This window comes from Aeromicrobium sp. (assembly GCF_037719875.1).
Classification (GTDB): Bacteria; Actinomycetota; Actinomycetes; order Propionibacteriales; family Nocardioidaceae; genus Aeromicrobium.
Genome location: NZ_JBBJMJ010000011.1, coordinates 1 through 18406, shown reverse-complemented (window position 1 = coordinate 18406; position 18406 = coordinate 1). Strand labels below are relative to the sequence as shown.

General features: G+C 68.2%; 19 protein-coding genes and 1 pseudogene. 7 read left to right on the top strand and 13 right to left on the bottom strand.

Translation table 11 applies throughout. The features are described from left to right. Window positions 1-2 precede the first annotated feature (2 nt). The 4 genes from WKF39_RS11225 to WKF39_RS11210 all read right to left on the bottom strand — a co-directional run bounded on the left by WKF39_RS11225 (window position 3) and on the right by WKF39_RS11210 (window position 5489). Window positions 3-776 (bottom strand): crotonase/enoyl-CoA hydratase family protein, encoded by a 774-nt coding sequence (locus tag WKF39_RS11225; protein WP_340388386.1) that lies wholly within the window; start codon window positions 774-776, stop codon window positions 3-5. Continuing rightward, complete coding sequence (locus WKF39_RS11220) at window positions 773-1771, bottom strand: crotonase/enoyl-CoA hydratase family protein (RefSeq protein ID WP_340388384.1); 999 nt, start codon at window positions 1769-1771, stop codon at window positions 773-775. Before WKF39_RS11220 ends, WKF39_RS11225 begins: the two co-directional genes overlap by 4 nt. Continuing rightward, window positions 1768-3405 carry an acyl-CoA dehydrogenase family protein gene (locus WKF39_RS11215; RefSeq protein WP_340388382.1) on the bottom strand — a complete coding sequence of 546 codons (1638 nt, stop codon included), beginning with the start codon at window positions 3403-3405 and terminating at the stop codon, window positions 1768-1770. The genes WKF39_RS11220 and WKF39_RS11215 overlap by 4 nt, the downstream gene beginning before the upstream one ends. Window positions 3406-3497: 92 nt before the next feature. Continuing rightward, window positions 3498-5489 carry an SDR family oxidoreductase gene (locus WKF39_RS11210; RefSeq protein WP_340388380.1) on the bottom strand — a complete coding sequence of 664 codons (1992 nt, stop codon included), beginning with the start codon at window positions 5487-5489 and terminating at the stop codon, window positions 3498-3500. A gap of 296 nt (window positions 5490-5785) precedes the next feature. Here WKF39_RS11210 and WKF39_RS11205 point away from each other — a divergent pair, with 296 nt between their 5' ends. After that, window positions 5786-6127: a helix-turn-helix transcriptional regulator gene (locus WKF39_RS11205; RefSeq protein ID WP_340388378.1), complete on the top strand. Its 342-nt coding sequence runs from the start codon at window positions 5786-5788 to the stop codon at window positions 6125-6127. 6 nt (window positions 6128-6133) lie between these two features. Here WKF39_RS11205 and WKF39_RS11200 read toward each other — a convergent pair whose 3' ends face one another. From WKF39_RS11200 to WKF39_RS11180, 5 genes are all read right to left on the bottom strand, one after another. Then, a complete protein-coding gene (locus WKF39_RS11200) occupies window positions 6134-6742 on the bottom strand; it encodes an ATP-dependent Clp protease proteolytic subunit (RefSeq protein WP_340388376.1) in 609 nt (202 codons plus the stop codon). Beyond that, window positions 6739-7353, bottom strand: coding sequence for an ATP-dependent Clp protease proteolytic subunit (locus WKF39_RS11195; RefSeq protein ID WP_340388374.1), 615 nt, complete (start codon window positions 7351-7353; stop codon window positions 6739-6741). Before WKF39_RS11195 ends, WKF39_RS11200 begins: the two co-directional genes overlap by 4 nt. Window positions 7354-7441: 88 nt before the next feature. Next, window positions 7442-8209 carry a 2-phosphosulfolactate phosphatase gene (locus WKF39_RS11190; RefSeq protein WP_340388372.1) on the bottom strand — a complete coding sequence of 256 codons (768 nt, stop codon included), beginning with the start codon at window positions 8207-8209 and terminating at the stop codon, window positions 7442-7444. Further along, on the bottom strand, window positions 8210-9010 hold the full coding sequence (locus tag WKF39_RS11185; RefSeq protein WP_340388370.1) for a phosphatase PAP2 family protein: 801 nt from the start codon (window positions 9008-9010) through the stop codon (window positions 8210-8212). Window positions 9011-9150: 140 nt separating this feature from the next. Continuing rightward, window positions 9151-10860 (bottom strand): helicase HerA-like domain-containing protein, encoded by a 1710-nt coding sequence (locus WKF39_RS11180; protein ID WP_340388368.1) that lies wholly within the window; start codon window positions 10858-10860, stop codon window positions 9151-9153. 48 nt (window positions 10861-10908) lie between these two features. On the opposite strand from WKF39_RS11180, the gene WKF39_RS11175 reads away from it, so the two are divergent. Next, on the top strand, window positions 10909-11211 hold the full coding sequence (locus tag WKF39_RS11175; RefSeq protein WP_340388366.1) for a type II toxin-antitoxin system VapB family antitoxin: 303 nt from the start codon (window positions 10909-10911) through the stop codon (window positions 11209-11211). Next, on the top strand, window positions 11208-11726 hold the full coding sequence (locus WKF39_RS11170) for a LytR C-terminal domain-containing protein (RefSeq protein WP_340388364.1): 519 nt from the start codon (window positions 11208-11210) through the stop codon (window positions 11724-11726). The genes WKF39_RS11175 and WKF39_RS11170 overlap by 4 nt, the downstream gene beginning before the upstream one ends. 23 nt (window positions 11727-11749) lie before the next feature. Here the strand turns inward: WKF39_RS11170 and WKF39_RS11165 are convergent, their stop codons facing one another. Beyond that, window positions 11750-13237, bottom strand: a complete 1488-nt coding sequence (locus tag WKF39_RS11165) for a potassium/proton antiporter (protein ID WP_340388362.1) — start codon at window positions 13235-13237, stop codon at window positions 11750-11752. Window positions 13238-13352: 115 nt separating this feature from the next. On the opposite strand from WKF39_RS11165, the gene WKF39_RS11160 reads away from it, so the two are divergent. Then, window positions 13353-14177 carry an alpha/beta hydrolase gene (locus WKF39_RS11160; protein ID WP_340388360.1) on the top strand — a complete coding sequence of 275 codons (825 nt, stop codon included), beginning with the start codon at window positions 13353-13355 and terminating at the stop codon, window positions 14175-14177. A 13-nt stretch (window positions 14178-14190) separates the two neighbouring features. Continuing rightward, a complete protein-coding gene (locus tag WKF39_RS11155) occupies window positions 14191-14904 on the top strand; it encodes a 1-acyl-sn-glycerol-3-phosphate acyltransferase (protein ID WP_340388358.1) in 714 nt (237 codons plus the stop codon). A gap of 73 nt (window positions 14905-14977) precedes the next feature. Here WKF39_RS11155 and WKF39_RS11150 read toward each other — a convergent pair whose 3' ends face one another. The 3 genes from WKF39_RS11150 to WKF39_RS11140 form a co-directional block, all read right to left on the bottom strand. Beyond that, window positions 14978-15151 (bottom strand): CsbD family protein, encoded by a 174-nt coding sequence (locus WKF39_RS11150; RefSeq protein WP_340388356.1) that lies wholly within the window; start codon window positions 15149-15151, stop codon window positions 14978-14980. Between the two features lie 59 nt (window positions 15152-15210). Next, window positions 15211-15642, bottom strand: coding sequence for a hypothetical protein (locus WKF39_RS11145; RefSeq protein ID WP_340388354.1), 432 nt, complete (start codon window positions 15640-15642; stop codon window positions 15211-15213). Window positions 15643-15861: 219 nt separating this feature from the next. Then, complete coding sequence (locus WKF39_RS11140; protein ID WP_340388352.1) at window positions 15862-16827, bottom strand: aminotransferase class I/II-fold pyridoxal phosphate-dependent enzyme; 966 nt, start codon at window positions 16825-16827, stop codon at window positions 15862-15864. A gap of 121 nt (window positions 16828-16948) precedes the next feature. On the opposite strand from WKF39_RS11140, the gene WKF39_RS11135 reads away from it, so the two are divergent. Together WKF39_RS11135 and WKF39_RS11130 are read left to right on the top strand one after the other, a co-directional pair. Next, window positions 16949-18037 carry a ferredoxin reductase gene (locus tag WKF39_RS11135; RefSeq protein WP_340388350.1) on the top strand — a complete coding sequence of 363 codons (1089 nt, stop codon included), beginning with the start codon at window positions 16949-16951 and terminating at the stop codon, window positions 18035-18037. Window positions 18038-18065: 28 nt separating this feature from the next. Continuing rightward, window positions 18066-18406: pseudogene (locus WKF39_RS11130) on the top strand (acyl-CoA desaturase); the annotation flags it as partial.

Below are 18406 nucleotides of genomic sequence, written 5' to 3'. Positions count from 1 at the left end.
CATCATGCCGGGGCGTCGCGGAAGGTCCCGTGCCGGCCGGCGCCGTCGGCGAACCGGGCAGCCCCCTGGAGCATCTCGGAGCCGATGGCGGCCCGGCCGTGGCCGAACTCGATCGCCATCGCATCCGCCTCGCTCCGACCCGCCTGGTCGAGCACGGACTGCCGATCGCTCCGCATGCAGTCCTGCGGGAAGTCGATGAGGCTCTGGGCGAGCTCCCGCGCGGCGTCGACGGCAGTGCCGTCAGGGACCACCCGGTTGGCCAGGCCGATTCGTTCGGCCTCGGACGCATCGACGGGCCGGCCGGTGAGGATCAGGTCCATCGCACGGCTCTCACCGACGAGGCGGGGCAACCTGACCGTGCCACCGTCGATGAGGGGTACGCCCCAACGCCGGCAGAAGACTCCGAAGGTCGCGGACTCAGCGACGACGCGGAGGTCGGCCCAGAGCGCCAGCTCGAGACCCCCGGCAACGGCGTGACCTTCGATGGCGGCGATGACCGGCTTGCCGAGCCGCATCCGCGTGGGGCCCATCGGGCCGTCACCCTCATCGTCGAGGCGGTTCCTTCGATCGGTCGCGAGCGCCTTGAGGTCCGCCCCGGCGCAGAACGTCCCGCCGTGACCGAACAGGACAGCGACCGCGGCGGTGTCGTCGGCGTCGAAGTCGCGAAAGGCATCGGCGAGGGCGAGGGCCGTCGGCCCGTCAACCGCGTTGCGGACATCGGGCCGATCGATCCCGATCAGCGTCACGGCTCCGTGGCGCTCCACCGAGACGGTCATCGGGACGCCCTCGGCTTGGCATCACCGAAGGGCTCGTCGCGCTCACGAACGGCTTCGCGGAAACCGACGGTCGCGGCGCGTTGCTGGAAGGCATAGCCCTCGCGGGTGTGGCGTGAGACGCCGTCGAACACCGTGCTGACCATCCCCGAGGTGGCAACGCCTTGGGCGAGCAGCACGCTGTTGAGGGCCAGCTTGACCATCATCAGCTGGTTCAGAGGCATCTGGGCGATGCGCCCGACCAGGTCCTCGGTTGCCGAGTCGAGCTGATCGGCCGGGACGGACTCGACCGCGAGTCCCCATTCGGCGGCCTGTCGCCCGGTCAGCGAGTCGCCGGTGAGGAGGAGACGCTTGGCCCGGGCGTCGCCCAGGCGGTGCGCCCACATGCCTGCCGCCGGTACGCCCCACACACGAGTGGGCGGGTAGCCGATGCGGGTGTCATCGGCACAGATGATCTGGTCGGCGAACAGGGCGATGTCGCTGCCGCCAGCCACCGCGAAACCGTGGAGCTTGGCGACCGTCGGCTTGTCGGCGTGGAGCAGCGAGGAGAAGCCGCGGTTGAACCGACTCATCATGGCGTAGTCCACCATCGGGTCCCACGTGCCATCCGGATCGTGGTTGCGGGCTTGCACCACGGGGTCGACCACGGTGCCGGCTGAGCCATCCGCGCCATCGCTCGCAAAGGCGCTCTCCGCATAGACCGACAGGTCGTAGCCGCCGCAGAACCCCTTGCCCCGACCGCTGAGCAAGATGACGTGCACCCGCGGGTCCAGGTCAGCGCGCTCGACGGCATGGGCGAGATCGAGCGGCGTGTCATTGGTGATGGCGTTGCCCTGCGCGGGTCGGTTGAAGGTCAGCCGAGCCACCCTGCCCGTGACCTCATAGGTGAGGGTCGGATAGTCAGCCTGGTCGACGGGCTCGGGCCGACCCGCGTAGAGCGACCCGCTGCCGTCGGAATGACCGTCCCGCCAGGCCGCAGGCCGGGTCCCGTCGCTCATGCCCCCACCTTGGGGCATGCACGCTCGATGATCGCGGCCGTGTCGACCCCCGTGGGCAGCGTGCCGAACACGCTCCCCCACTCGCCACCGAGCCGGCTGCGGGTGAAGGCGTCAGCCACGGCGGGATGCCCGTGCTTGACGAGCAGCGACCCCTGCAGCGCCAGCGCCATGTCCTCGACGATGGCGCGGGCGCGGTGCTGCATCGACTCGAGGTCCGTGAACGAGTCCTTGAGCCGTATGACGGCGGCATCGAGGTGCGCGTCTGCGCCGGCCGCGCTGTCGAGCTCGTCGAGGAGCGCCTGCAAGGTGTGGGGCTGCCGTGCCATGGCGCGCAAGGTGTCGAGCGCTGCGACATTGCCCGAGCCCTCCCACACCGACATCAACGGAGCTTCGCGGTAGAGCCGCGGCATGCGCGACTCCTCGACATAGCCATTGCCGCCCAGGCACTCCAGAGCCTCAGCAGCGTGGATCGGCCCACGCTTGCAGACGAAGTACTTGCTGACAGCAAGACTGATGCGGCGAAGATCCGTCGCCTGCTCGTCGCCGGCCACCGCACGGTCGGTCAGCGCAGCCAGCCACATCGCGACGGTCGTCGAGGCCTCCGCCTCGATGGCCACATCGGCCCGGCCAATGCGCATCAGCGGCGGGTCGACCACCGGCGCGCCGAAGGCCCAGCGGGGGGTGGCGGGGTGGGCGGCCGGCTGCACCCCCCCCCGCATGCCGACCGCAGAGCCGATCGTGCAGTCCAGCCGGGTCATGTTGACCATCTCGATGATCGTCGGGACGCCACGACCCTCGTCGCCGACGAGCCAAGCCACCGCGTTGTCATACTCGACCTCTCCGCTGGCATTGGAGTGGTTGCCAAGCTTGTCCTTGAGGCGCTGGATCGTCATGGCGTTGCGCGTGCCGTCGGGCAGGATCCGGGGCAGGAAGAAGCACGAGAGACCGCCGGGGGCCTGCGCGAGCACGAGCAGCAGGTCGGACATCGGCGCGGAGGTGAACCACTTGTGGCCCGTGATTCGGTACGAGCCGTCGGCCTGCGGCACGGCCTCGGTCCGGTTGGCTCTGACGTCGGACCCACCCTGCTTCTCGGTCATCGACATCCCGGCGATCAGACCGCGCTTGCCCGACGGCGCCTGTTGCGACGGGTCGTAGTCCAGCGAGCAGAGCAGCGGCTCATACTCCGCGGCCAGCTCGGGGTTCGCACGCAGGGCGGGCACGACCGCGTATGTCATCGAGATCGGGCAGCCGTGACCGGCATCGGTGACTCCCCAGACCGAGGATCGGGCAGCACGGGTCAGGTGTGGGTTCGGCCGCGGGTCCTGCCACGGAGCGCCGTGCAGACCGAGCGAGACTGCTGTCTCCATCAGCCGGTGATAGCTGGGGTCGTAGACGACCTCGTCGACCCGGTGGCCAAAGCGGTCATGGGTTCGAAGGATGGGCGGGTGCGCCTCGGCGAGGTCTCCCCATTCCTGAGCCTGTGCGCTGCCGGCGAGCCGGCCGACCGCATGCAGCTCCTCGATCGCGTGGCCGGCGCCTTCGCGGTGCAGGGCCTCCAGCAGTGCCGGATAGTCGGCGACGTCGTGGTCCACGAGCGGCGGAACCTGATTGGTGACGGTATGGGTCGCGGTCATGTCGGCACATTACATGCTTGACTCAACCGTGTACAGATCGTAATAACAATCTTGGAGGAACCATCCTGAAGTCGTTAGCCGTTCCCGAACTCCTACCAGTGGACGCCCTTGAGGATCGAGGCGAGCGTGCGCTGGGCCCGCGTCGCGGAGGTTCCAGCAGAGCTGCCGCGCGCTGCGGCCGAGTCGGGAAACAGGTGATAGGCGCGGTTCAGCACCCTGAACGCCATGCGCGGAGCAACCGCATGACCCAGCTCGCCCGCCGTGCCGCCGAGCGTGTTGATCTCGTGCGGCTTGTCCCTGACCGCCTTGAGCACGAGGTCGGCGGCCTGAGCAGGGCTGATGGTCGGGAAGGCGTCGTAAAGCTTGGTGGGGGCGATCATCGGGGTCCGCACCAACGGCATGTGGATCGTGGTGAAGGTGACTCCGCGGTCGAACAACTCGGAGCTGACGACTCGGGTCCAGCTGTCGAGCGCGGCCTTCGACGCAATGTAGGCGGAGAACCGCGGCGGGTTGGTCTGCACGCCGATCGAGGAGATGTTGACGACGTGCCCACGCTTTCGGTGGGCCATGCCGGGAGTCAGCCCCATCATGAGCCGGATGGCCCCGAAGTAGTTCAGCTGCATGGTCCGCTCGAAGTCGTGGAACCGGTCGTACGAGAGGCGCAACGACCGCCGGATCGACCGGCCGGCACTGTTGACCAGCACGTCGATGCCGTCGAGGTCACGCTCCAGATCCTTGACGAGAGCATCGACCGAGTCGAGGTCTGACAGGTCGCACGGGTATGCCGACGCCGATCCGCCTTCGGCCCTGATCTCATCGACCGTCCGCTGCAGGTCTTCGGCGCCACGCGCCACCAGCACGACCGAAGCGCCGAGTGCAGCCAGTCGGATGGCAGTCGACCTCCCGATGCCGGAGGTGGCGCCGGTGACGACGATGGTCTGACCCTCGACTGCGGCCCGCGTGGCGCTGTCAGCACGGATCGCCGGGTCGAGGTGCTCCTCCCAGTACTCCCAGAGGACGGGTGCGTATGTCGCCAGGGCGGGCGGCTCGATGCCGGACCCCTCCAGCTCGGCCAGCGTCGCGGTCGCATCGAAGATCGTCGGCATGTGCAGATGGCTCAGGACCTCCGGCGGTATGCCCATCCGAGCCAGTACCGGGCGGCTGATCGTCCGTCCCGGACCGCTGCCAGCGGTCCGGGCCATCAACGGACCGACGATCTTCTCGGCGACGTTGTCGGTCAGATCGTTGTCGAGCGATACCGCCAGGTGCGCCGCTCCGGCAGCCCGGGCAAATGTGTCGATGAGATCGAGGTTGGACTGCGGCTCAGGGTTGACGAGGTGGAATGCCCGGTTGTCCAGGCCCGGCTTGTGGGCCAGCTCGTCCATGGCCCGCGCGACATAGTCGACCGGGACGACATTTGTCCGGCCGAGACCCGCGGCGGCCAGCGGGAGCCAGGGTGGGAGGGCGTTGCGCAACATCTTGAGCAAGGGGAGGAAGTAGTAGGGCCCGTCGATCTTGTCGATCTCGCCGGTCACGGAGTCACCGACCACCACAGCCGGCCGATAGACCCGCCACGGCATCGTCGCGGTCTCGCGCACGAGCTTCTCCGAGCCGAACTTGGTGCGGTGATAGTCCGACGGAAATCCTTGGCCCTCCTCGAACATGTCCTCGGTGAAGGTGCCGGCGAAGTCGCCTGCCGCCGCGATCGACGACACGTGGTGGAACCGTTCGGCCTTGACGTTGCCAGCGAGCTGAAGCGCGTGCATCGTGCCGTCGAGGTTGAGACGGTCGTTCTGGTCTGCGCTGGCGGTCATGTCATAGGAGGCCGCGAGGTGGAAGACGTGCTCGATCGTCCCTGAGTGGTCGGCAACCCACTCCTCGGCGACCCCGAGACCCTCCTCGGTGAGCTCGCCCGTGACCGGCTTGACCCGGGGCGAGTGATCCCACAGGTAGGCGTAGCGCTCGAGCTTGGGCTCGGAGCCAGAGCGCACCAGCACGTGGATGTCCCCGGTGCGACGCTCCACGAGCTCAGCGATGAAGCGGCGGCCGATGAAGCCGGTCGCGCCGGTCACGAAATAGGTCATGACGTGGTCCTTTGTCGTGGGAGTCCGCTCAACGTACATCGGTTCGGCGCGCTGGGCATGGGTGATCAGCAGACCGGGCCGACCTGTCGGGGCGGGCCGATTTCCAGCGGCGACTCGGTCGCGATGCCGAGTCGCGCGCGCAATACGCCGCCGCGATCTCCTCGACACACGACCCGGCGGCCACGTCGTGCCTGACCCGCAGGCGGGCCCACCTGGCCGGCCCGGGCGCCTGACAAGCGATCTGCTCACAGCGTAATCAACGGCGCGTTCGGCCCACCTCTGCCTACTCTGAGGAGATGACCGAGATCGTCCGCCTGCACCCCGTCCCGAGCCACCGGAGCCCCGACCCGGAGCCACTGTGGCGAGAAGTGCTGGGCCGGCGACTCCGCGCCAGGCGCGTGCGGCGGGGCGAGACGCTGGCCGACACGGCCGAGCGGGCCGGCATCTCCCCGCAATATCTCTCCGAGATCGAGCGCGGACTCAAAGATCCCTCCAGCGAGGTGCTCGCGGCTGTGGCCGGCGCGCTGCAGGCCCGTCTGCTCGACCTCACCACGCAGGTTGCCATCGACCTTCGCCGCAGCGACCTCGCAGACTCCCCCGAGGTGTCCGGCCGGACCGTGCTGATGATCGCCGCCTGACGGGTCTCAGCTGTCGGGCTCGGCGTGCACACGCTGAACCAGCACCTCATCGGCCAATCCGTAGTCGATCGCGGCCCTCGCGGCGAAGACCCGGTCGCGGTCTGTGTCTGCCCGCAGAGCTTCGACGGACTGTCCGGTGTGGGTCGACAGGATTGCCTCGATGTCGCCGCGGATCCGGACGACCTCGTCTGCCTGCAGAATCAGATCAGGGATTGCGCCTCGCCCCTGCACAGCGGGTTGATGCAACACCACGCGACTGTGCGGCAGGACTGACCGGCGGCCTGGTGCGCCGGCCGCGAGCAGCACGGCGCCGGCGGCGATGGCTTGACCCACACACGTCGTGGCCACGGGTGCCTGGATGAACTGCATCGTGTCGTAGACCGCGAGCATCGCCGTCTCGTCGCCACCCTCACAGTTGATGTAGAGGTTGATCTCGCGACCCGGACCATCGGCTTCCAGGTGGAGGAGCTGGGCAATGAGGGCGTTGGCAACCCCGGGATCGATGCCCGTGCCGAGATAGATGATCCGCTCGGCCAACAGGTGCGAATAGACATCCATGATCCGCTCGCCCCGCGGATGTTGGGCGATGACGTTGGGGATCGTGTAGCCGCTCATGCCCGACCACCCATCCCCACGACCTGCCTCATGGTCGGCATCACCTGGTCGAACGAGTCGACGACGCTGTCCACAAATCCATAGTCGACGGCCTCCTGCGCGGAGTACCACCGGTCCCGCAGGGAGTCCTGGAAGATTCGATCGACCGGCTGCCCGGTGTCCTCGGCGATGATGCCCAGGACCGTGTCGCGGGTGTGCCGCAGATCGTTTGCCTGCAGCTCGACATCAACGGCCGATCCGCCGATCCCGGCTGAGCCCTGGTGCATCAGGATCCGCGAGTGCGGCATCGCGAACCTCTTGCCTCTCGTCCCGGCGGACAGCAGGAACTGTCCTGCACTGCAGGCGAGCCCCAACGCCAGCGTCGCCACGTCGCACGGGACGAGGCGCATCACGTCACGAATCGCCAGCATCGAGGGCACAGATCCACCGGGCGAGTGGATCCAGAGCACGGCGTCAGCGGTCGGGTCTTCTGCCGCCAACGTCAGCAGCTGCGTGGCGAGCATGGTCCCGTTGTCGTCGTCGAGGGCGCCGTCCAGCACCAGCACGCGACGGTGCAGGAGCTGTTGTCGCGCCTGCGCAGAGAAGAGATGGATCTTATCGGTGTCGGCCATGTCGCCATGGTGCATCCGGGCGACGCTCGACAACAGCACGTGCTGCTCCAAGCAGATCAGCCCACAGCAGCGCCGAAGCTCTCGCGCGTCAGGGGGCCACGACGAAGCCGCGATCGCTCAACAGCGGCACAACGGTGCTGGAACCCACCTCGGCGGCCACGTCGATGTCCTCGCCGAACCCCAGCTCGATCAGCTCGGCACCGGACGCGGATGCACGCAGGTGCGAGGCCTCGCGCCCCGCAATCAGGCGATAGGCATCGGCGGCCATCGCGGCCTCCGGCGAAAGCCCCGGCCAGTCGTGGTCCTCCAGCGCCGCGAGGACGGCGCCGGCGCCCCACAGGTCCTCCACCGCCGGCCGCAGCGAGTCGTCAGGCCACCGTTCGCCGGCCGCCACGACGGCGATCGTGGCGATCTCGGCGTCGTGCTCGCGGGCGATCCAGTCGCCCACCGCCACCGCGTTGCGCAGACAGGCGCCCACGACTGTCGTCGCCAGCGATGCGAGCTCGATCGAGAGGGCAGAGCCGTTGGGTGACGGAAGCACGAGCCGGTCGATCGGGTCGGCTCTGCGCAGACTCCCGGGCGAGAGGCTCACCTGCCCCGGTCCTGCCCGGTGGCGGTCGACCGCGAGCACGGCCTGGCGCTGCGCAGCGTATGTCGGGGCGTCCGATGCACTCGGCGGACAGGGGAGGACGACGGTCCCGCGGTCGGCGGCCACGCTCAGCGTCGTGCAGAACGAGAGCACATCGACAACCACTGCGACGTCGACCCCCTCGGCAACGGCCCGGGCGCCTGAGCTGCCCCAGTCGAACCGGACGGTGTGCTGCGACTGCCGACCTGCGGCTCCGAGGCTGTTCACCTAGATCGGTACGGGTTGGTCCTCGTGGGCCACGACCGGGCGGCCCTTCTCCCAGGCGATCACGGCACCGAAGGCGATCAGGACGACGGCCCAGCCGACGACGGCATCGAGCACCCAGTGATTGCCGGTCCCGATGATCACGATCGTCATCATCGCGGCGTAGGACAGGCCGATCGCGCGGACCACCCTCGGGACGCCCGCCCGGATCAACACGATCGCGACCCACAGCGCCCAACCCGCGTGCAGGGAGGGGAACGCGGCCAGCTCGTTGGTGATGTCGCCGAGTCCCTTGGGCGCCGACCCGCTCGTGCTCCACCAGCCGATCGAGGAATGCATGCTGAGGATGTCGTAGTAGCCGGCATCGACAAGGCGCGGTGGGGCGGTGGGCATCAGGAGATAGAACCCCAGACCGATGATTGTGGCGAACACCAGCGCGCGGCGGGCCGTGACGTACTCAGTCGCGCTGCGACGGTAGATCCACACCAGGACGAACGACGTGACCGCGTAGTGGGTCGTGGCGTACCAGTAGCTGCCGAACATCGCCAGCCACTCGTGCTGGTGGAACAGCTCGTTGAGCCCCGACTCGACATCGAAACGCCACGTCTTCTCGAACGAGAGGATGTCGAGGGCGCGGCCGCGAGCCGGCGCGAAGGCCGACGACGCGAGGGTGCGTGACACGCAGTAGAAGGCGTAGAGAGCGCCGATCAACGTCAGCTCGATGCCGGCCCGGCGGAAGCTGTGCAGGGCAGGAGAGCGGCGCGCCACCAGCGTGGGCGGCGACTGCTGTGACGACTGCGTCATCACCCCTCCTGCGCTCAAACTGGGCTCCAGTCCCTGCAGAAGGCGCCCAAGTACGTCCTCTGCGAACCACTCTCTCGAACTGGTCGTGCCTAGGGCAACCAGAGTCCACCCTGATTTCTTCCCTGAGACGATACCGGCGACTACCGACGTCTTTTGAACAAGTTCTTCACGATCTCGCGCGCCAGCGTTCGACTGGCCTCTCCCACGGCGCGGTCAACTGTCGACATCCGGCGCGATCTCGGCCTGGTCGGCGCCTTGCGCCCGGCGAGCTTGTCGGCCTCCTTCTGCAAGCGATCGGCCTCCTTCTGCCCCCGCTGGCCGCCCGTCTCCGCGGCACCATTGCTGGCGGCCGCTCCGACCTTGGCGCTGAGGACTTCGCTCGCCGAGTGCGGGTTGGTGGCCGCGCCGTACTTCGCGAGCAGCGGCGACGCCGCCACCGCTGCCTGGATCTGGTCCGCCGGGGTCGGGTCCATCGAGCCCTGCGGCGCCCGAAGTCGCGTCCAGGCCACCGGGGTGGGCGCACCCTTGTCGCTCATCACGGTCACGATGGCCTCGCCGATTCCCAGCGAGGTCAGCACTTCCTCGAGGTCATACGTCGTGTTGGGATATGTCGACACCGTGGCCTTGAGGGCCTTGGCTGCATCGGGCGTGTGGGCGCGGAGCTGGTGCTGGACCCGCGAGCCAAGCTGCGCCAGCACATCACCGGGTACGTCCTTGGGAGTCTGGGTGACGAAGAATATGCCGACCCCCTTGGACCGGATCAGGCGAACGGTCTGGGTGATGGATGCCAGGAAGTCGTCGGACGCATCCGCGAACAGCAGGTGCGCCTCGTCGAAGAAGAACACCAACCTGGGCTTGTCGGTGTCGCCGACCTCCGGCAGCTCGGTGAACAGCTGTTGGAGCAGATACATCAGGAAGGTCGAGAACAGAGCCGGCTTGTCCTGCACACCGGGCACCTCGAGGAGCGACACGATGCCGCGACCGTCAGGGGCCGTGCGCAGGAAGTCCGAGACCACGATCTCGGGCTGACCGAAGAACTGGTCGGCGCCCTCGTCTGCGAAGGCGATCAGCTCACGCAGGATCACGCCGACCGTCGCCGCCGACAGACCGCCGAGGGTCTTGAGCTCGACCTTGCCCTCCACACTCGTCAGATGGGTCAGGACGTCGCGCAGGTCCTGTAGGTCGACCATGGGTAGCGAGGCCTTACGGGCATAGTGGAACACCAGTCCCAGTGATGACTCCTGCGTGTCGTTGAGCCCCAGCACCTTGGACAACAACGTCGGCCCGAAGCCGTCGATCGTGGCACGCACCGGCAGGCCCATGCCGATCCCGCCGAGAGCGAAGTACTCCGTCGGGGTCGCAACCGGCTGCCAGTCCTGGCCGATGCTCTTGGTGCGCTCGAGGAGCTTGTCGCTGGCAACGCCGGGCGTCGCGATGCCGGACAGATCGCCCTTGATGTCTGCGGCGAAGACCGGCACCCCGTTGGCGGAGATCTGCTCGGCCAGGACCTGCAGGGTCTTGGTCTTGCCGGTTCCGGTCGCACCGGCCACCAGTCCGTGACGATTGAGCATCGCCAGCGGTATGCGTACCTGTGCGTCCGGGACGGGGTCACCATCGACCAGGGCGCCCATCTCGATCGCCGTGCCGGAGGTGGCATATCCGGCCTTGACGATCGCCACGATCTCACTCGCCTCAGCGGGGGCAGCCCCCACCTCTGGGGACTTGGCCTGCTGGGCAGCGGCGGCGAGCTCGTCAGCCTTCTTCTGGGCCGCGTCGGCCCCGGCCCGGGCCCGTTCTGCCGCCTCCGCGGCCTCGTCTGCGGCCGCCTGCGCGTCGTCACTGGTCGTCATGGGCACACGCTACCGTCAGCGGCCGTGCCGCCTGTCTACACTGACCGGGTGATCTTCAGGAGGGTGAGCGAGGGGCGCCCCTATCCGGACCACGGGCTGACGCAAAGCTCCTGGGCCGAGATCTCCCCCTCCCAGGTGCGGCTCGACGACCTGACGACGACCAAGACACAGCTCGACCTCGAGCACCTCCTGGATGACGACTCCACCTACTTCGGCGACCTGTTCGCCCATGTCGTGAGCTGGCGGGGCGAGCTGTTCCTCGAGGACGGGTTGCACCGCGCCCTGCGCGCCGCACTCCAGCAGCGCAACATGCTGCATGCCCGCGTCCACTCGATCGGCAGGAACGCATGACCGGGGCTCTCAGGGCGCTGACCCTGCTTGTCGCGGCAGTCGTGCTGGTGTTCGGCGGCCTCACTGGATTCCGGCTCCTGACCGCGAGCACAGACACCGACGGAACTGCCCCCCCGACCTGCACCAACCAGACGATCAAGAAGGGCGCCAAGCTCGACAGCAACGTCGTGGAGGTCGACGTCTACAACGCCTCTGACCGGTCCGGGCTGGCCAACCGCGTCACGATCAACCTGCAGACCAACGGATTCCTCGGCGACTCGATCGGCAACAGCGAGAGCGCAACGAAGCCCAGACGTGTCGCGATCCTGACCGACGAGCGCAAGGATCCCCGCGTACGCCTGGTGGCCAGGCAGTTCAAGGACAAGGTCGCCTACCGCAAGCCCGACATCCCTGTCGACGGTGGTGTCGCGGTCATCGTCGGCGACGACTACAGCAAGCTGCGGTCGAAGGCCCCGACGTCGATCCGGACCGATCGCGACATCGAGGTCTGCATGCCGACCGTCCCGCTGCCCTGAGTCGGGCGGGCTTCGCCGACGGATCAGTCCTCGGTGCCCCAGCCGGCGAGGCGCCCATGCCGGCCGACGGCCCGCAGTCGGATCTCGGTCTGCTCGCGGATCGACCGATCGGCCACGATCAGCAGGTCGTCGGCGATCGCGATCCGGTCGGTCCGGTGCGGCACAAATGTCGTTCCGGCCCTGACGACGAGCGAGACCGAGGCGCCGGTGGGCAGCCGCAGCTCACCCATCTCGACCCCAGCAAGCCTCGAGCCCGTGGGCACGTGGATCTGGAGCAGATCGGCGGAGACCCGTTCCAGCGGGGCGGCCTCGACCTCGACGTCGCGCGCGTCGGCGCTGAGGACCCCGCACAGTGCGGCGAGCCGGGCCAGCGGGGCGGCCTGGACCAGCGTGTAGATGACCACCGCCACGAAGACCACGTTGAACAGGTCGCGCGACCCCGGCACATCTGCGGCCAACGGGATCGTCGCGAGGACGATCGGCACTGCTCCGCGCAGTCCCGCCCAGCCGACGAACAGCTGCTCGCGGACGTCACGCTTGAACCAGATCGCGCACACTCCGACCGACAGTGGTCGGGCGACGAACGTCAGGATCGCGCCAGCGGCCAGGCCCTGCCAGACATGCCACCACCTCAGCTCGTCTGGGCTGGCGAGGAGGCCGAGCATCACGAACAGGCCGATCTGCGCGAGCCAGCCGATGCCCTCCACGAACGAACGCGTCGCGACCCGGTGCGGGAGCTCGGTGTTGCCGAGCACCAGCGCGGCGACGTAGACCGCTGCGAAGCCGCTGGCGTGGATCGCCGCTGCCGATCCGTATGCCAGCACCGCGAAGGCGAACACGACCAACGGATAGAGACCGGAAGCCGGAAGGGCGACCCGCCGGAGTCCGTTGGCGCCGAACCACCCGATGGCGAAGCCGATCGCACCGCCGACGACCAGCTCGAAGGCGATCAGACCGATCAGGGCCCAGACGCCGCGCTCGAGCGCATCACCAGCGCTGATCGCGACGACCAGCACCACGATCGGAGCGTCGTTGAACCCGGACTCGGCCTCGAGCGTCCCGGTCACGGAGTGGCGCAGCGGGACCGTGCGCAGGACCGAGAACACCGCAGCGGCATCGGTCGGCGTCAGGACCGCGGCCAGCAGCACCGCCAGCTCCCAGTCCAGGCCCAGCAGGTAGTGCGCGCCGGTCGCGACGACGGCGACACTGATGATCGAGCCGAGCGTCGCCAGCAACAGGGCATACCCGAGATTGGGCCGCACGTGCTCCCACTTCGTGGTGAGACCACCCTCGGCGAGGATCAGGACGAGCCCGCCGAACCCGAGTGCGTGGGCGAGATCGGCATCGGCGAACTGGATCCCCACCCCCGAGCTGCCGAGGATCAGGCCGAGGAACAGATAGACCAGGAGCGAGGGCAGGCCAGCGGTCACGGAGATTCGCACCGCGAGAATCGCCAGAACCAGGACCCCGGAGCCGATCAGGAGATACTGGTCGAGCTCATGGGCGTCCACGCGGGCTCCTCCCAGGTCTCGACAGACACCGATTCTATCGGGCCGAAGGCGGTGCTCTGACCGTGCGAGCAGGTTTGAGGTGGCGGCCCGCACGGGAGTCCGATTGGCTGTGACCGTGGACCGGCGAAGCATGATCGCGTTGGTGGCGGCGTCGACGCTCGCCGCCTGCTCGTCGTCTCCCGGATCGCCCAAGGGGAAGCGGGGTCGCAGCGTGCAGAAAGTCCGATATGGCAGCGATCCCTCGCAGTTCGGCGAGCTGTCCCGCCCCTCAGGGGCGTCCAAAGGTGTCGTCGTGGTGATCCATGGAGGCTTCTGGCGATCGATGTATGACCTGTCGCTGGGGCGGCCCCTGGCCGAATCCCTGGTCGCGCAGGGCTGGACTGCCTTCAACCTCGAATATCGACGGGTCGGCAACGGTGGAGGGTGGCCACGTACGTTCGATGACGTCGCGGCGGGCATCGATGCGCTCGGCACGGTCGAAGGCCTCGACACCACGAAGGTCGTGACGCTCGGCCATTCCGCCGGGGGGCATCTCGCCGTGTGGGCCGCCGGCCGGCCGAAGCTTCGCGGCACCCCGTGGGCCACGCCGGCCGTGCCGGTCACGGCCGCGATCGCGCAGGCCGGTGTGCTGGACCTCGGCTCGGCAGTCTCAGAGAACCTCGGTTCCGGGGCGACGCAGGCGTTCATGGGAGAGGCTGGCGCGGCGGACTTCGAGCAGGCCGATCCCAGCGAGCAGATCCCGCTCGACGTGCCGGTCAGATGCGTTCACGGCAGGTCCGACGACATCGTGCCGTTGCGCCAGTCCATCGACTACGTTGAGCAGGCGAAGGCGGCCGGGGCGGACGCCGAGCTCATCGACGTCGAGGGCGATCACTTCGTCGTCATCGACCCCTCGTCGCGGGCGTGGGCCCGCACCTTGGAGACCCTGGAGGCCTTGTGACCCTGGAGGCTCTGTGATCTATGCGCTGTTCGTCCTGTTCGTGCGGGCCGTCTATCTTGCCGGCGGGCACGAGGTCAGCCGGGTGGGCTCCACCCGGCTGCCGGCGACCGGCGGCGCGGTGCTCGCGATCAACCACACCAGCTATGTCGACTTCACCTTCATGGGCATCGAGGCCAAGGGCCGCGACAAGCGCCTCATCCGCTTCATGGGCAAGGTCGAGCTCCGCAAGAACCCCCTCCTCCGCTGGCTGATGTGGGCCTGCAAGGTCATCCTGGTCGACCGGTCGGCGGGCCACAACGCCTACCTCGCAGCGGTCCAGGAGCTGCGCAAGGGCGAGATCGTCGGCATCTACCCCGAGGCGACGATCAGCCAGAGCTATGAGCTCAAGGACTTCAAGTCGGGTGCGGCCCGCATGGCCCTTGAGGCCGGCGTGCCGATCATCCCGAGCATCGTGTGGGGCTCGCAGCGCATCGCGCCGAAGGGCCGGGCGAACAGCCTCGGTCGTACCAAGACACCGGTCATGATCGCCGTCGGCGAGCCCATCTCGCCGACCGGCACGGCCGAGGAGCTCACCGCCGCACTCCGGGTGGCGATGACTGCGCTGCTCCACGAGGTTCAGCAGGCATATGGGCCGCACCCGGCCGGCGAGTCGTGGGTCCCGGCGCGTCTGGGCGGCTCAGCCCCCACGCTGGAGGAGGCCGCCGTGCTGGACGCACGCGGCCGCTGACGCGCCGATCCGTGCCCGAACGTGCAGAAGGGGCGCCCCGACTCACGTCGAGACACCCCTGAATGACTGCCGCTCAGTGCTTGAACGCGTCCTTGACCTTTTCGCCGGCGCCCTTGATATCGGACTTGGCCTGATCGCCCTTGCCCTCGCGCTCCATCTTCTCGTTGTCCGTCGCGCCGCCAACAGCTTCCTTGGTCTTGCCCTTGGCGTCTTCGGCTGCGTTGCTCAGCTTGTCATCGAGTCCCATGAGGGGTTCCTTTCGTAGACGTGCCATCCGTATACCCGTTTGCGGCCGGGATAAGCACCTCAGTCGGGTGTCGCTTCGTGATGGCGTCGGCCGTGGGTGCGCCGGGCCTCCTTCATCTCCGCCTCGAACAGGTGGGTGCGGCCATCGACGAGGTGATCGCGCGCTGCCTGCTCCTGGGCACGGAACGCCGCGTAGTAGCCGCGGTCGTACTCCTCCACGACTTGAAATGTCCATCGGCCTTCCAGCACATTGCGGCCGATCAGCTCCGTGGAGACCTGCTCGGCAATCTGGTCGTGACCCGCGTCGCGAAGCAGGTCGACTGCCTCGCCCAGCGCCAGGTCGGCCGCTCCCGTGCGCCGGTGAAACGCATAGAGATGGCCCCGCGCCTCCTCGACGATTTCCAAGGCCTCGCTCAGCTTGCCGAGCGCCTCGACCGTGTTGTCGCTGGCCCCGTCAGGCCGGATGTGCTCAGGTCTCGGTGTCTCACCCATGTCGTCACGCTAGGACCGAAACCGGCCATCAGCACGTCGAGCAAGGCTCAACACGGCCGCACGCGTCCCATCCGCTCGACCGCCTCGGCCAGGATCTCGGGAGTCGTCGCATAGTTGAGGCGCACGTGGCCGGCGCCTTTGCCGAACGGGAGACCCGAGTTGACCGCGACCCGCCCCTCGTCGAGGAACGCCGTCGCGGGGTCGTCGCCCAGCCCCAGCTCACGGCAGTCGATCCACGCGAGGAAGGTCGCCGCCCCTTCGGCCCACCGAGCCCCGGGCAGGTGCTCCGCGAGCAGCCCGGCCAGGAGCGTCCGATTGTCGGCGAGATCGGCCTGCAGGGCGTCGAGCCAGTCTCGACCCTCCCGCATCGCGGTGGTGTGAGCGAGCACACCCAGATGACTCGGACCGTGGCCCACGATCTCGGGCAACCGCGAGATCGGTCGCCGCATCCTGACCCGCCACGAGCAGCGCGGCCTTCATGCCGGCGAGGTTCCACGCCTTCGAGGCCGACACGACGCTCATCGCGTTCGAGCTGCCCGGCACGCTGAGATAGGGCACGAACCCGTCCGGCACCAGCGGCGCGTGGATCTCGTCGACGACGACGCGCACCCGGTATGTCTGGGCGAGCGCCGCGACTCCGCCGAGGTCCTCCGCGCTGTGCGCCACAGCAGTGGGGTTCTGGGGATTGCACAGCAGATAGGTCACCGGCCGTCCATCCACTCCGGCGCGGATGAAGGCGGCCTCGAGCGTTTCCAGATCCAGTCGGCCGTCCGCGCCGAGGGGCGCTTCGACGATGTGGCGTGCGGCGTGGTCGACGAACTGGAAGAACGGCGGATAGACCGGCGGGTTGATCACGACCGGATCACCGGGTGATGACACCAGGGCAATCGCCTCGACGAGCCCAGTCATGACGTCGGCGACCAGCGCGGTCCGTTGCGGGTCGACGTCGTTCCACCCCCAGCGCTCACCGGCAAAGTCGGCGAACGCCTCGGCATACGCGGGACCGTAGGGGTAGCCGGTGTCACCTGCGGCGACCGCGGCCGTCACGGCATCGGCGACCGGCGGAGCCAGGCGTACGTCCATCTCGGCGACCCAGAGTGGCAGGACGTCGGGCCCGTGGAGCTGCCACTTCAGGCTCGTCCGCTGGCGCAATTCGGCCAAAGTCAGGTCATGGAGCGGGTGCATCCACCCATCATGATCGGCATCACGTCATGGGCGTCACGTCGGCTTCCCGTTGCGCGTTCGGTGTACAGGTGTAACCCTTTGGTGTAACCCTTAGTTACACACCACCTCGCAGGGAGTTCAGATGCCCGAACCACTCATCGAACGGTCCACGGCTCTGCGCCGCCTCCGGCAGCTCGGCAAGGCCATGACCACACCGTTGTCGCCCGACGACTACCTCGCCCTGATCAACCCGCTCTGGTCGCAGCGCGAGCTGCGTGGGCGCATCGAGCGAGTCGAGCCCGTGACGGAGCGCGCCGCAACCTTGGTGATCCGGCCCGGCTGGGGATGGTCGTTCGACCACGCGCCCGGCCAGTACATCGGCATCGGCATCGAGATCGACGGCCGCTTCCACTGGCGGTCGTACTCGCTGTCCTCCGTGCCTCTGGTCGAGGGCAAGACCGTCAGCATCACGGTCAAGGCCATGCCGGAGGGCTTCCTCTCCGACCACCTGGTCAACGGGCTCGAGCCCGGCACCATCGTCCGCCTCGCCTCCCCCCAAGGTGACTTCGTCGTCCCTGACCCGCCGCCGGAGAAGATGCTGATGCTCGTCGGCGGCAGCGGCATCACGCCGATCATGTCGATCGTCCGAACCCTCGAGCGCCGGGAGTCGCTGCCCGATGTCGTGCTGTCCTACTCGGCACTGAACCGCGAGGACATGATGTTCCACGACGAGCTTGCCGAGCTCGCGGAGCGGGCCGACTCCCTGACCTTCCTCCCCCGGTTCACCGACACCGACGGCATGCTGACCGCCGACCAGCTCGACACGGTGTGCCCGGACTGGAAGGAACGCCAGACCTGGGCCTGCGGACCCGGGCCCATGCTCGACGCATTCAGCGAGCACTACGAGAACAACGGGGTGCTCGACCAGCTCCACATCGAGCGCTTCACGCTCAACAAGGCCGGCGGCGATGCAGCCGGCGGCATGGTGACCTTCGGTGTCGGCGGGCCGACCGTCGAGGTCGACGGCGCCACGACGCTGCTCGAAGCGGGAGAAAAGGCCGGCGTCAACATGCTGTTCGGCTGCCGCATGGGCATCTGTCACACCTGCGACGTGCCACTGGCGTCGGGCCGCATCCGCGACCTGCGCAGCGGCAACGAGCACGACGAGCCCAATGAATACATCCAGACCTGCATCTCGGTCGCCGCCGGCGACTGCACCCTCACTCTCTAGACCACCTCCCCACGAAAAGGAGATCACGATGGCATACGCAGACGTACGCGAATACACCCACCTGACCGACGAAGAGGTCGAGGCGATCGGCGCCGAGCTCGACGAGATCCGCAAGGAGGTCGAGGCCTCCCGCGGCCAGGCCGACCGCGACTACGTCACCCGGGTCATCACCCTGCAGCGCCGCCTCGCAGCGGCCGGCCGCATCACGCTGTTCGCAAGCTTCTTCCCGCCGGCATGGCTGTTGGGCACGCTGATGCTCGGCTCGGCCAAGATCCTGGAAAACATGGAGATCGGCCACAACACGATGCACGGCCAGTGGGACTGGATGAACGACCCCGAGATCCACTCGAGCAACTGGGAGTGGGACAC

What these genes read in the sequence shown, in the direction of transcription:
- WKF39_RS11205 (WP_340388378.1), top strand. Translation starts at nt 5,786, where the DNA reads ATGACCGAGATCGTCCGCCTGCACCCCGTCCCGAGCCACCGGAGCCCC.
- WKF39_RS11150 (WP_340388356.1), bottom strand. Translation starts at nt 15,151, where the DNA reads ATGGGACTCGATGACAAGCTGAGCAACGCAGCCGAAGACGCCAAGGGC.
- WKF39_RS11180 (WP_340388368.1), bottom strand. Translation starts at nt 10,860, where the DNA reads ATGACGACCAGTGACGACGCGCAGGCGGCCGCAGACGAGGCCGCGGAG.
- WKF39_RS11135 (WP_340388350.1), top strand. Translation starts at nt 16,949, where the DNA reads ATGCCCGAACCACTCATCGAACGGTCCACGGCTCTGCGCCGCCTCCGG.
- WKF39_RS11140 (WP_340388352.1), bottom strand. Translation starts at nt 16,827, where the DNA reads ATGCACCCGCTCCATGACCTGACTTTGGCCGAATTGCGCCAGCGGACG.
- WKF39_RS11195 (WP_340388374.1), bottom strand. Translation starts at nt 7,353, where the DNA reads ATGGCCGACACCGATAAGATCCATCTCTTCTCTGCGCAGGCGCGACAA.
- WKF39_RS11215 (WP_340388382.1), bottom strand. Translation starts at nt 3,405, where the DNA reads ATGACCGCGACCCATACCGTCACCAATCAGGTTCCGCCGCTCGTGGAC.
- WKF39_RS11225 (WP_340388386.1), bottom strand. Translation starts at nt 776, where the DNA reads ATGACCGTCTCGGTGGAGCGCCACGGAGCCGTGACGCTGATCGGGATC.
- WKF39_RS11145 (WP_340388354.1), bottom strand. Translation starts at nt 15,642, where the DNA reads ATGGGTGAGACACCGAGACCTGAGCACATCCGGCCTGACGGGGCCAGC.
- WKF39_RS11220 (WP_340388384.1), bottom strand. Translation starts at nt 1,771, where the DNA reads ATGAGCGACGGGACCCGGCCTGCGGCCTGGCGGGACGGTCATTCCGAC.
- WKF39_RS11200 (WP_340388376.1), bottom strand. Translation starts at nt 6,742, where the DNA reads ATGAGCGGCTACACGATCCCCAACGTCATCGCCCAACATCCGCGGGGC.
- WKF39_RS11185 (WP_340388370.1), bottom strand. Translation starts at nt 9,010, where the DNA reads ATGACGCAGTCGTCACAGCAGTCGCCGCCCACGCTGGTGGCGCGCCGC.
- WKF39_RS11170 (WP_340388364.1), top strand. Translation starts at nt 11,208, where the DNA reads ATGACCGGGGCTCTCAGGGCGCTGACCCTGCTTGTCGCGGCAGTCGTG.
- WKF39_RS11210 (WP_340388380.1), bottom strand. Translation starts at nt 5,489, where the DNA reads ATGACCTATTTCGTGACCGGCGCGACCGGCTTCATCGGCCGCCGCTTC.